Genomic DNA, 12,356 nt, shown 5'->3' with positions numbered 1-12,356 from the left:
GGCGCGGTGCGCGTCGGGCGCGCACCGCGCCTCCCGTCCGTGGTCACGGTCTTAGTTGTTCCACTTCCACTGGGCCGGGTGGAAGTTGGCGAGCGAGTCCTGGTCGAACCCGGACAGGCCCTTCTTGACGACCGAGATCTGGTAGTCGGGGCTCGGCAGCCAGATCACCGGCAGGTCCTTCGCGACCGCGGCGCTGTAGTCCTGCACGGCGGTGGCGTCGGTCGAGGTGGTGGTCGCATCGATGAGGTCGTCGACCTGCTTGTTCGAGTAGCTGCCGAAGTTCGCCGACCCACCGGTCGAGAAGAGCGACTCACCGGTCGGGTAGGCCGGGAAGTACCAGCTGCCCGCGGTGCCGAAGAACGACAGGTCCCAGTCGCAGCTGGCCTCGTCGCTCGTGCAGGTCGGGGTCTGCGAGAGCACACTCGACACCGGCGCGGTCTTGATGGTGAAGCCGATGCCGGTCTTGGCGAGCGAGGACTGGATCGCGCTCATCATGTTGTCGGTCACGGTCGAGCCGGACTGCGACAGCACACCCATGGTGAACTTCGTGCCGTCCTTCACGCCCTCGCCGCACTGGCTGTCGGACGTTCCGGGGTCGGTGCAGACCATGGTGCCGCCCTGCTCCTCCCAGCCGTGGCTGGTCAGCAGGTCCTTCGCCTTCGACGTGCTGAACGGGTACGGGTTGTCCTTCTGCACGTCGGAGACGTAGTCAGACTCCTGCGCCTGCGGGATCGGGCCGTAGGTCGAGGTGGCGGTGCCGTTGAAGACGACCTTCGACAGCGACTTCTGGTCGATCGACATCTGCACGGCCTGGCGGGCGTACAGCTGCTTGAAGACGGCGCCCATGTCCGGGTTGTTGAAGTTGTACGGCATGTAGGTGATGGCCCAGCCGGTCCACGGCTCGACCTCGTAGCCCTTCGCCGTGAACGAGGACTCCTGGTCCATGTCCGTGGCGTTGATGTAGCCGTAGTCGACCTCGCCGGAGCGGACCGCGTTCACCTCGGCGTCGGCCGTCGTGAACGGCAGCAGGTTGACGGTCGTGATCGAGGGCTTCTCGCCGCCGTCGTACTTCGTGTTCGCGGTGAGGGTGACCTTGCCGGCGGTGGTGAACGCCTTCACGCCGTAGGGACCGGAAATGGTCTTCCACAGGTCGTCGGTGGCGTAGTCGGAGATCTTGCCGGCCGCGGTGTTCAGGTACTTCCAGACCTGCTTCGCGCCGGCGGTGGTCTCGTCGGCGTCGGTGACCTTGGCGCTCGCGCTCGTCTTGTCCCAGGCGTGCTGCGGCAGCGGGATGATGTGGCTCAGCTGGTTGGCGAGCATCCAGTCCGAGTTGTACGCCTTGTCGAACGTGATCGTGAAGTGGGTGTCGTCGACGGTCTTGAACGAGGTCCAGTTGTCCGGCGCCTTGCCCTTCGAGTACGAGCCCCACTGGTCCTTGTTCGCCTTGATCAGGTTGAACCAGAACTCGACGTCGCGGCTCGTGATCGCCTCGCCGTCGGACCAGTGCCGGTCACCGAGGGTGATCTCGACGCTCTTGCCGTCGTCGGCGAACTCCGCGTCCGTGGCGACGGACCCGTCCTTGTTCCACGCGATCTTGCCGGTGGAGCCGTCGTACGCGACGAGCGGTTCGTACAGCGACTGCGCGATGGAGCCGTTGTTCGTGTTGAGGTGCGCGGCGGTGCCGATCGGCAGGATCCAGTTGGGCGTGAAGTTCGCAGGAAGGGCGTAGTTGATCTCGTCCGGATTCGCGTTCGAGGTGGCGGAACCGCCCCCGGAACATCCGGCGAGCAGGGCGCTCACGGCGATCGCTGCTCCGGTGAGGAGCGCCCAGCGGCGGGGCTTGGTCATGTGTGTCTCCTGGTGCGTGGGAGTTCTGGGGAGGTGGAGCACGCGTGCCGAGCGGCACGGACACAGTCAATGGCCAAAGCCGTTGGAAAAACAAACATCTTCGTGTAAAAACTGCGTTTCTGCCGTTTGGACGAAAGGGTGAACGGGCCGTTCCGCCGGTTAGGATCCGGGTGTTCGGTCGGTTCGACCGTCGTTTCCCCCGGATTGGAGAAAGTCGTGACGGACCTCTCTGCTCGCGTCCTCGAACTCGTCGCGTCGGGTCAGGCCGCGAGTCGCACCGAGATCGCCACACTGCTCGGCGCCGCTCCGTCGACGGTGTCGCACGTCGTCACCCAGCTGCTGTCGCACGGGCTGCTCGCAGAAGAGGGCACCGACGTCTCGACCGGCGGCCGTCCTCGCAAGGTGCTCCGCATCGGCGGCGTCGACGAGTACGCGGTCGCCGCCGACGTCGGCGGTGGGCACGCGCGGGTCGGGATCGTGCTGCCGGGAGGCGCGCTCGAGTCGGTCGCGAACGTCCCGTTCGCGCTCTCCGACGGTCCGACCGCCGGCCTGCAGCGGTTGGCCGGCCTGCTCGAGCGGCTCGCCGACGACCGTGGCCGCGCCGGTCTGCGCGGAGTCGGGCTCAGCCTGCCCGGACCCGTCGACGTCGAGGCCGGTGTCGTCGACCTGCCGAGCCGGATGCCGGGCTGGAACGGGTTCCCGGTGGCCGCCTGGTTGTCCGACCGCTTCGGCCTGCCGGCGATCGTCGACAACGACGCGAACTGCATGGCCGCCGGCGAGCAGAGCGTGCAGCCTCCGGGACGCCGGCAGACCATCACGATCAAGGCCGGGTCGGCGATCGGCGCGGGCATCGTCATCGACGGCCGCCTGTACCGCGGGTCCACGGGCTCGGCCGGGGACATCACCCACGTGCGGATCGACGCCGCCGGCGACACCCCGTGCTCGTGCGGGAACACCGGGTGCCTCGAGACCGTCGCGTCCGGAGCCGCCCTGGTGCGGATCCTGTCGGGCGCCGGGGTCGACGTCTCCTCGACCGCCGACGTCGTCCGACTCGCCTCGGACGCCCACCCCGAGGCCACCCGTGCCGTGCGCCTGGCCGGTCGGTACCTCGGCGAGGTGCTCGCGGCCAACGTGAACTTCTTCAACCCGGACGCCGTCTACCTGGGCGGCATCCTCTCCACCCTCGACCCGTTCATCGCGGCCGTGCGCAGTCAGCTCTACGAGAGCTGCCACCCGCTCATGACGCAGCACCTGGCGATCGAGCCGGTGTCGCTCGGCGCCGATGCCGGGCTCGTCGGTGCCGGCCAGTTCGCACTGCAGCGGGGCCTCGCCGCCTCGCTCGAGGAGCTGTCCACCCCCATCCCGCAGTCCACCACCAGGAACAGGAGCGCCCGTGTCTGAGACCGTGCCCGCCACCCCCGCCGTCCCCGCCGGTGCCCGTCGTCCGGTCGTCGCCATCGCCGGACTGGCCATCGAGACGTCGACCTTCACCCCCACCCGCACCCACGCACCGGCGTTCCACCCGGACCGTGGCGACGAGGTCGTGGCGCGGTACCCGTTCCTGTCCGCGATGTCCGACACTGCGGACTTCCGCGGGGCACTCATCGGGCACGCGCTGCCCGGTGGCATCGTGGACCGGGCGTCGTACGAGGAGCTCGCGGCCGAGATCGTCACGCGACTGCGCGCGATCGTCGACGCCGAGCACGTGGACGGCCTCTGGTACGACATCCACGGCGCGATGGTCGTCGAGGGCCTCGACGACGCCGAGGCGGACCTGCTCGGCCGGATCCGTGCGGTGATCGGCCCGGACGTCATCGTGTCGGCGTCGATGGACCTGCACGGCAACGTCACGCGCGAGCTCGCCCACCAGGTCGACCTCGTCACCTGCTACCGGATGGCCCCGCACGAGGACGCCATGGAGACCAAGGAACGTGCCGTCCGGAACCTGGTCGACGTGCTCACCACGCGTCCTGCCGGAGCGCAGCGCCCCGTGAAGGCCTGGATCCCGATCCCCGTCCTGCTGCCCGGGGAGCAGACCTCGACCCGCCTCGAACCCGCCGCCTCGTTGTACGCGCAGGTGCCGCTCGTCGAGCAGACCGACGGCGTGCTCGACGCCGCGATCTGGGTCGGCTACGCCTGGGCGGACCAGCCCCGCGACCAGGCCGTCACCGTCGTCACCGGGTGGGACGAGGCCGCCGTGGCCGCCGGTGCCGAGCGACTCGCCCGTGCCTTCTGGGACGTCCGCGAGGACTTCGTCTTCGTCGCCCCCACCGGCACGTTCGACGAGTGCCTCGCCGCCGCGCTCGCACCCGGCGCCGCACACCCCTACTTCGTGTCCGACTCCGGCGACAACCCCACCGCGGGCGGCTCCGGCGACATGACCTGGGGTCTGACGCAGGTGCTCGCGAACCCGGCCTTCGCGAGCGCCGACGGCCCCACCCTGATCTACGCGAGCGTCCCCGGCGCCGCCGCCGTGGCGACCGCGGTCGAGGCCGGTGTGGGTGCGACCGTCACGGTGACCGCAGGTGCGTCGGTCGATGCCGTGCACGCCGGACCGATCACCATGACCGGCCGGGTCCACGCGATCAAGCACGGCGACCGCGACGCCGAGACCGAGGTCGTGCTGCAGGTCGGCAGCGTCTTCGTGATCCTGACGAAGCTGCGCAAGCCGTACCACCACGAGCACGACTTCACCGATCTCGACCTGGCACCACGGCAGGCCGACGTCGTCGTGGTGAAGATCGGGTACCTCGAGCCGGAGCTGTTCGACATGGCCGCCGACTGGATGCTCGCGCTCACCCCGGGTGGTGTCGACCAGGACCTGCTGCGCCTCGGGCACCACAGGATCGAGCGGCCGATGTTCCCCTACGATCGAGTGTTCCCCGAGGCCCCGGACCTGACCGCCAGGATCATCCCGGCCTCGGACCAGCCACTCGGAGCCTCTGCATGACCCCTTCGCCCGTTGCACTCGAGATCGCGGTCACCTCGCCGCAGGGTGCGGTCGTCGCACGGGACGGCGGGGCCGACCGGGTCGAGCTCTGCGTCGGGCTCGAGCTCGGCGGGCTGACCCCGTCGCAGGCCCTGGTCGAGACGACCCACGAGACCGGGATCCCGGCGCACGCGCTGGTCCGGTGCCGCCCCGGCGGGTTCGTGCACACCCCCGACGAGGTCGAGCTCATGGTGCGCGAGGTCCGGACGGTCCTGCGCGCCGGTGCCGCCGGTGTCGTCGTCGGCGCGCTGCGCCCGGACCGGACCCTCGACGAGGACGCCCTGCGCCGCTTCGTCGAGGCCGCCCGCTCGGTCAGTGCGACCGCCGAGGTCACGCTCCACCGGGCGATCGACCACGCGGTGGATCCCGTCGCGGCAGCAGCCACGCTCGCGGCGCTCGGCTTCACGCGCGTGCTGACCTCCGGTGGCGCGCCCACCGCTGGAGCCGGCGCTGCCACGATCGCCCGGATGGTCGACGCCGCCGGGCCGGTGCAGGTCATGGCCGGTGCCGGTGTCACCCCGGCCGACATCCGGGCGCTGGTCGCGACGGGTGCCGCCGCCGTGCACCTGTCGGCCAAGCGTGCCGCGCCGGACAGCGCCCATGCCGGGGTCCCGATGGGTGGGGCCGACGACGGTTCGGCGCACTTCGTGACCGATGCCGAGGTCGTGGCGGCCGCCCGGCGCGCCCTCGACGCCTGACACCGAGCCCGCGTCAGCCGCGACGCCCGGCTCGCGTGGCGAAGGCGTCGAGCGCTGCCAGGACCTCGTCGTTGCGGTACAGGACCCCGTGCTGGTACTCGTTCTTCGACACCAGGATCCCTGCTCCGACGAGTTTCTGGAGGTGCGGGTACGCGTTCCGCGGTTCGATCCCCATCTGGGAAGCGAGTACCGTCGCGTTCAGCACCGGCTGCCGCGCGACGACGTCGAGTGCGGCCCAGACGCCCGAATCGCTCCGAGCATCGACGCGGTCGCGCCAGCCCTGACGGATCCGCTGGATGTCGTCGACCAGTTCCGTGGCGTTGCCGATGGCGGTGAACGACGCTTCCGCCACCCGTCGGATGATCGGCTCGACGGCACCGCGGCGGTACGCCGTCAGCGCCTCGACGTAGCTGTCCGTGTCGGTCAGGAGGCCCGCCGACACGGGAACCGTCACGTTCCGGGTCAGCTCGTTCGAGCGCAGCATCGCCTGCAGCAGGGCACGCCCCGTGCGACCGTTCCCGTCGGTGAACGGGTGGACCGTCTCGAACTGAGCATGCGCCACCGCGACCTGCGCCAACCGCGGCAGGTCGAGGCGCCGCGCGAACGCCATCACGTCATCGATCAGCGTTGGGACACGCTGCCAGGCCGGAGCGACGTAGTCGGCACCGACCGGGGAGCGTCCGTCCGTGCCGATCCAGACGGGCTCCCGCCGGAACGCACCGGCGTCGTGATGGGGATCGCCGTCCATCAGCACCGCGTGCATCGCGAGCACGGTGTCCGCTGTCAACTCATCGGACAACTCGATCGCGGTGCGCATGGCTCGGGTGTTGGAGACGATCGCCGTGGCGTTGCGTTTGCCCGGAGCACCGATCTCGGCGGCGAAGACCTGTCGGGCACTGGCCGTCAGGTGCTCGATCTGCGAGGACGCCGCGGCTTCGGACCGCAGGAGCAGGGACGAGAACGGTGCCACCTCGCCACCGAGTTCGCCGTCGAAGCGCACGAGCGCCGTGGAGGCCTCGTCGACCAGCGTCGCCACCTCGTCGCGCAACCGGAGGGCGGCCGCGGAGATGTGCGGCGGCACGGCGGCGAGGTACTGTTCGCGCACCGTGTTGCGTCGAGCGGCACGAGGACCGTAGTCGGCGTCACGCCGCTCCCAGTCGAGTTGCTCGTACTCCAGCGCGGGCCAGGTGCTCGTGGCCACTCCTGCCTCCAGACCTCAGAACAACTGCGTCAGATTTTCTGACTTGTGCCACTATCTCAGAAAATCCGTCCGACCGGTTCTGACATCGGCCCGACAACGTGACGGGAGGCACGGTGCCCGCTGGCACCGCGCCTCCCGTCCGCCGTCAGCGCGTCAGCGCGTCAGCCCTTGACCGGGATCGACTGCGCCTTGAGCGCCGCCACCGTCTTGGACTGCCCGGACTCGAGTGCCTCGAGCAGCGTGCCGTCACCGGACGCCGCCGAGCCGAAACCGTCGGAGACGTCCGAGTAGGTCTGCGTCATCGTCGGACCCCAGGTGAAGGGCTGGATGTCCTTCGCTGCGGTCGCGAACTCCTCGTAGATCTTCTGGTTGCCGTAGAACGGGAGTCCCTCGGTCAGCGCGGGGAGCTCGGCGCCGGTGGAGGACGCCGGGTAGAGGTTGGCCTCCTTGTTCAGTGCGGACAGCGCCTCGGTCGAGGTGTTCAGCCAGACCAGGAACTTCGACGCCTCGGCGGGGTGCTCGCTGCCGGCGAAGACGACGTTCGACGAACCGCCCCAGGCGGCCGACTTCGACTCGCCCTCGCTCCACTGCGGCATCGGCGCGACGGCCCACTTGCCGGAGGTCGACGGCGCACCGCTCGAGATGGTGTTCGCACCCCAGACGGCGGAGACCCAGGTCCAGTCCTGGCCGCTGTCGTACGCGGCGTTCCACTGGTCGGTGAAGCTCGGCAGGGTGTTGACGAGCTTCTTGTCGATCAGGTCCTGCCAGTAGTCGGCGACCTTCTTCGACTTCGCGTCGGTCAGGTCGACCTTCCACGAGTCACCCGAGTTCGCGAACCACTGGCCGCCGGCCTGTGACACGAGCCCGGCGAACTGGTTGACGTCACCCTTGGCGAAGTTCGTGATGTTGCCGCCGAGCGCCTTGATCTTGACGGCGTCCTCGGCGTACTCCTCCCACGTCTTCGGGGCGTCGAGCCCGGCCTTCTCGAACAGGTCCTTGCGGTAGTACAGCGCCATCGGACCGGAGTCCTGCGGCACGGCGTAGACGGACTTCGACTCGCCGAAGGTGACCTGGTTCCAGAGGCCGTCGGAGAAGTCCTTCTTCGCCGCCGAGATACCGGAGCACGCACCGATGTCCTCGAGGCCGCCCTGCACCCGGAACGCCGGAAGGGTGTCGTACTCGACCTGGCCGATGTCGGGCGCCTGCTTCGCCTTGAGCTGGTTGAAGAAGTTCTGGTACGTCCCGCTGTTGCCGTTCGCGACGATCGAGGTCTTCACCTGGATGTCCGGGTTCGCCTTGTTCCAGATGGCGACGACCTTGTCCATGTTCGGCACCCAGGTCGTGAAGTCGAGCGTGACCTTGCCGCTCGAGGGCTTGCAGCTCGCGGCTGCAGTGTCGGCGGAACCGCCGCCGCTGCCGCTGCCGCCGGCGCTGCAACCGGCGAGGGCGACGGTCGCGGCGACCGCCAGGGCGGCGACGCTGAGGAACTTCGTTGTCTTCATGCTGTTTCCGTTCGGGATGTGGTGTGGGGAGGGCTGGTGTGCGGAGGGAGTGCTGGTCGGGTGGCTACTTCAGACCGCCGGACCCGAGGCCGGAGCGCCAGAAGCGCTGCAGGCTCAGGAACGCGATGAGCAGCGGGATGATCGAGACGAAGGACCCGATGAGCACGAGGGTGCGCAGGTCGGGGTACTGGTTCACGCTCGAGTTCCACGTGTAGAGGCCGAGCGTGACGGGGAACAGCGACGAGTCGCGGAGCATCACGAGCGGCAGGAAGAAGTTGTTCCAGACGGCGACGAACTGGAACAGGAAGATCGTCACGAGCGCCGGCGACATGAGCCGGACGGCGACGGTGAAGAACGTGCGGACCTCGCCGGAGCCGTCGATGCGCGCGGCCTCGATGATCTCGTCGGGCACGCTCGACGCCGCGAACAACCGCGACAGGTAGACGCCGAACGGGCTGACGATGCTCGGCAGGAACACCGACCAGAACGTGTCGGTCAGGTCGACCTGGCTGAAGATGAGGAACAGCGGCAGGGCGAGCGCCGTGGCCGGCACGAGGACGCCGCCGAGGAACGTGTTGAACAGTGCCTCACGACCGCGGAACCGGTACTTGGCCAGGGCGTACCCACACATCGCCGACAGCACGGTGCCGAGCAGCCCGGCGACACCGGCGTAGGCGATGCTGTTGAGCAGCCAGCGCAGGTAGATGCCGTCCTGCCGCGTGAACAGCTCAGCGAGGTTCGCGAAGAAGTCCTGCACCGAGGTCGCGCTGAACCACAGCGAGAACGTGGTGTTGAAGTTCGCTGCCGTCTTGGTCGACGAGACCAGCAGCCAGAAGATCGGCAGCAGGAAGTACAGGGTGAAGACACCCATCACGATCATCGCGGCGCTGCGCGAGATGACGCTCTCCCGCGGCCCGCGTGCACCGTGCTGGTGCGGACGGGAGGCCCGGTTCGGCTCGAGCGGTCGGCCCGCGTCGCGCACGGTGTCGCCCGGGGTGGGTGCGTGGACGGTCACTGGGCGGCCTTCCGCTGGGTCAGTCGGAGGAACCCGATCGACAGGATGAACGTGGCGAGGGCGAGGACGACCGAGAACGCAGCCGCCAGGTTGAAGTTCGGCACCGACGAGGTCGAGTAGACGAGCATGTTGGGCGTGAACGTCGACGAGATCGTCGAGGTGAACTGCCGGAAGACGGTCGGCTCGGTCAGCAGCTGCAGCGTCCCGATCACCGAGAACACCGCGGTCAGCACGATCGCCGGCACGACCAGGGGGATCTTGATCGACAGCGCGATCCGGAGCTGCGAGGCCCCGTCGAGCTTGGCGGCCTCGTAGATCTCGGCCGGGATCGCCAACAGCGACGAGTAGATGATGAGCATGTTGTAGCCGACGAAGACCCAGGTCACGACGTTCGCGACGGCCCAGAGCACGGTGCCGGACCCCAGGAAGTCCACCTTCGAGGTCACGGCGGAGAACGGCGACAGGTCCGGGGCGTAGAGGTAGCCCCACATGATCGCGGCGATGACACCGGGGACCGCGTACGGCGCGAAGAAGGCCAGGCGGAAGAACCGCTTGCCGCGCAGCAGCGGGGAGTCGAGCAGCAGCGCGAACAGGAGCGCGAGCCCGAGCATCACGGGGACCTGCACGACACCGAACAGCAGCACGCGGAGCACCGAGTCCCAGAACGCGCTGTTCTGGAACACGAGCGCGTACTGGCTCAGCCCGCCGAACACCTGTGTCGGGGCGCCGAACGTGCCCTGGCGCTCGATCTTCTGCAGCGACTGCCACACGGCGTACAGGATCGGGACGAGGTAGAACGCGGTGAACAGCAGGGCGAACGGGACCACGAAGATCGCGATCGCCAGGCGGTAGCGGGAGCCCCCGCCCCGACGACGGACGGCGCGGGGCCGCTGGGTGGTGGTGGTCATGATCGGTTCCTGTCGGTGCGGATGATCTGGGTGCTGCCGGCGTCGAGGACGGTGACGCCGTCGACGGGTCGGTCGGTGACGAGCTCGTGGCCCGTGACGGTGTGCGAGGCAGGCTGGTCGGAGTGGTTGAGCAGGAACACCCACTCGTGCTGGTCGTCGCGGCGCCGGACGACCTCGACACCCGGTGCGGTCGCGGGATCCGGGGAGACGCCGGCCTCGGCGAGCACGCGGCGGAGCAGGTCGCGCAGCGCGTCGGCCTCGAGCACGGTGGACGTGTACCAGGCGGATCCGGCGCCGTGGTCGTTGCGGGTGACCGCGGCGGAGCCGGCGAGCGGGCCCTCGGCGTACTCGACGACGCTCGTGGCGCCGCGCAGCGCGACGGGCTCCGACCACACGGTGCCGGTGGTGCCGTCGGACAGCGCGATCGCCTGGTCCGCGGCGAGCGGCAGGAACTCGTCGACCCGGATGCCGAGCAGGTCGCGGAAGGCGCCGGGGTAGCCGCCGGTGCGGACCCGGTCGCGTTCGTCGACGATCCCGCTGAAGAAGGTGACGACCGCGTGGCCACCGGCGGCGACGTGGTCGGCGATCACGGCGGCGTGCTCGTCGCGCACCAGGTAGAGCTCGGGGACGACGACCGCGGCGTAGCCGTCGAGCGGGGCGCCCGGCGCGACGACGTCGACCGTGACCCCGAGGTCCCGGAGCGCGGCGTGGAACGCGTGCACCTGCTGCAGGTACCGGAGCGCAGTGGTGGGGTGGGCCTCCAGGTCGGCGGCCCACTGGGTCTCCCAGCTGAAGACGAGCGCGACCTCGGCGACGACCCGGGATCCGCGCAGTTCGCCGAGCCGCTCGACGAGCGACCCGAGGGCGACGACCTCGCGCCAGGTGCGCGAATCGGTGCCGGCGTGAGGCAGCAGTGCGGAGTGGAACTTCTCGGAGCCCTGCACCGACGCGCGCCACTGGAAGAAGCAGACGCCGTCCGCGCCCCGGGCGATGTGCGCGACGGTGTCCTGCAGCATCTGGCCCGGTGCCTTCGCGACGTTGTGCGGCTGCCAGTTCACGGCGCCGGTCGAGTGCTCCATCAGCAGCCACGGGGCTCCGCCGGCGAGTCCGCGGGTGGTGTCCGCGGCGAAGGCGAGCTCGGCGTGCGGGCGGGGCAGGCGGTGGTCGAGGTAGTGGTCGTTCGCGATGACGTCCATGTCGGCCGTCCACGACCAGTAGTCGAGCGCGGTGATGTGCGCGGCGACCATGAAGTTCGTGGTGACGGGCTTGTCGCTCAGTTCGCGCAGCACGGCGGCCTCGGCACGGTGGTGGCCGAGGAGTTCGTCGGACGAGAACCGGTCGAAGTCGATGGTCTGCGCGGGGTTCGTGGACGACAGCGTCGCGCGGGGCGGCAGCACCTGCTCCCACGCCGAGTACCGCTGGCTCCAGAACGAGGTGCCCCACGCGGCGTTCAGTTCGTCGACGGTGCCGTAGCGGGCACGGAGCCAGCCACGGAACGCCTCGGCCGAGACGTCGCAGAAGCAGTGCGCGTTGTGGCAGCCGAGCTCGTTCGACACGTGCCAGAGCTTGACCGCGGGGTGGTCGCCGTAGCGCTCCGCCGTGGCGCGGACCAGGGCGAGGGCGTGCTCGCGGTACACCGGGGAGCTCGGGCAGAACGCCTGCCGCCCGCCGGGCCAGCGCGTGGTGCCGTCCGCCACGACGGGCAGGACCTCGGGGTGCAGCGTGGTGAGCCACGGCGGGGTCGAGGCGGTGCCGGTGCCGAGGTCGACGCCGATGCCCGCGCCGTGCAGCAGCTCGATGACGGTGTCGAGCGCGGTGAAGTCGTACTCGCCCTGACGCGGCTCGACGTGCGACCAGCCGAAGACGTTGATCGCGACCAGGTTCACCCCGGCCTCGCGCATCAGCCGGACGTCCTCGACCCAGACCGCAGGGTCCCACTGCTCGGGGTTGTAGTCGCACCCGAAGGCGAGCCCGGTCGAGCCGAGCCCGAGCGCCCCGGTGGCGGGCGTCGGCAGGGTGGTCGTGGTCACGTCAGGGTCCTCGCTGATCGGGGCGACCGCTGCCGCTCCGGTCGTTGACGACCCCTTCGACGGCGAAGGTCACCCAGGTTCTGGGAGCGCTCCCAGTCCAGCCGGATCGAACGGGCTCGGATCGTTCTGGGAGCGCTCCCAGAGTGAACACCAGAAGCAGACCGC

Annotated in this window: 9 protein-coding genes; 3 read left to right on the top strand and 6 right to left on the bottom strand. The window is 69.7% G+C overall.

Translation table 11 applies throughout. From position 1 onward, the window contains the following. Positions 1-51: 51 nt before the first annotated feature. On the bottom strand, positions 52-1,848 hold the full coding sequence (locus EDF53_RS16630) for a peptide ABC transporter substrate-binding protein (protein WP_123294581.1): 1,797 nt from the start codon (positions 1,846-1,848) through the stop codon (positions 52-54). Positions 1,849-2,064: 216 nt separating this feature from the next. Here EDF53_RS16630 and EDF53_RS16625 point away from each other — a divergent pair, with 216 nt between their 5' ends. The 3 genes from EDF53_RS16625 to EDF53_RS16615 are packed head-to-tail and all read left to right on the top strand — an operon-like array spanning position 2,065 to position 5,535. After that, entirely contained in the window at positions 2,065-3,249 is a 1,185-nt protein-coding gene (locus EDF53_RS16625) for an ROK family protein (protein WP_123294580.1), read from the top strand. Beyond that, entirely contained in the window at positions 3,242-4,798 is a 1,557-nt protein-coding gene (locus EDF53_RS16620; RefSeq protein WP_260215974.1) for a M81 family metallopeptidase, read from the top strand. The genes EDF53_RS16625 and EDF53_RS16620 overlap by 8 nt, the downstream gene beginning before the upstream one ends. Further along, positions 4,795-5,535: a copper homeostasis protein CutC gene (locus EDF53_RS16615; protein ID WP_123294578.1), complete on the top strand. Its 741-nt coding sequence runs from the start codon at positions 4,795-4,797 to the stop codon at positions 5,533-5,535. Before EDF53_RS16620 ends, EDF53_RS16615 begins: the two co-directional genes overlap by 4 nt. A gap of 13 nt (positions 5,536-5,548) precedes the next feature. Here the strand turns inward: EDF53_RS16615 and EDF53_RS16610 are convergent, their stop codons facing one another. The 5 genes from EDF53_RS16610 to EDF53_RS16590 form a co-directional block, all read right to left on the bottom strand. Next, the gene (locus EDF53_RS16610; RefSeq protein WP_123294577.1) at positions 5,549-6,736 is read right to left on the bottom strand and encodes a Fic family protein; all 1,188 of its coding nucleotides are present in this window, start codon (positions 6,734-6,736) and stop codon (positions 5,549-5,551) included. 161 nt (positions 6,737-6,897) lie between these two features. Next, a complete protein-coding gene (locus EDF53_RS16605; protein ID WP_123294576.1) occupies positions 6,898-8,238 on the bottom strand; it encodes an ABC transporter substrate-binding protein in 1,341 nt (446 codons plus the stop codon). A 64-nt stretch (positions 8,239-8,302) separates the two neighbouring features. Next, positions 8,303-9,253, bottom strand: a complete 951-nt coding sequence (locus tag EDF53_RS16600; RefSeq protein ID WP_243648935.1) for a carbohydrate ABC transporter permease — start codon at positions 9,251-9,253, stop codon at positions 8,303-8,305. Beyond that, positions 9,250-10,161, bottom strand: a complete 912-nt coding sequence (locus tag EDF53_RS16595; protein ID WP_123294575.1) for a carbohydrate ABC transporter permease — start codon at positions 10,159-10,161, stop codon at positions 9,250-9,252. The genes EDF53_RS16600 and EDF53_RS16595 overlap by 4 nt, the downstream gene beginning before the upstream one ends. Continuing rightward, a complete protein-coding gene (locus EDF53_RS16590; protein WP_123294574.1) occupies positions 10,158-12,191 on the bottom strand; it encodes a beta-galactosidase in 2,034 nt (677 codons plus the stop codon). The genes EDF53_RS16595 and EDF53_RS16590 overlap by 4 nt, the downstream gene beginning before the upstream one ends. Between the last annotated feature and the right edge of the window lie 165 nt (positions 12,192-12,356).

It is taken from the genome of Curtobacterium sp. PhB78 (assembly GCF_003751685.1).
Taxonomy (GTDB): Bacteria; Actinomycetota; Actinomycetes; order Actinomycetales; family Microbacteriaceae; genus Curtobacterium.
This window is presented reverse-complemented; position numbering and strand designations above follow the sequence as displayed.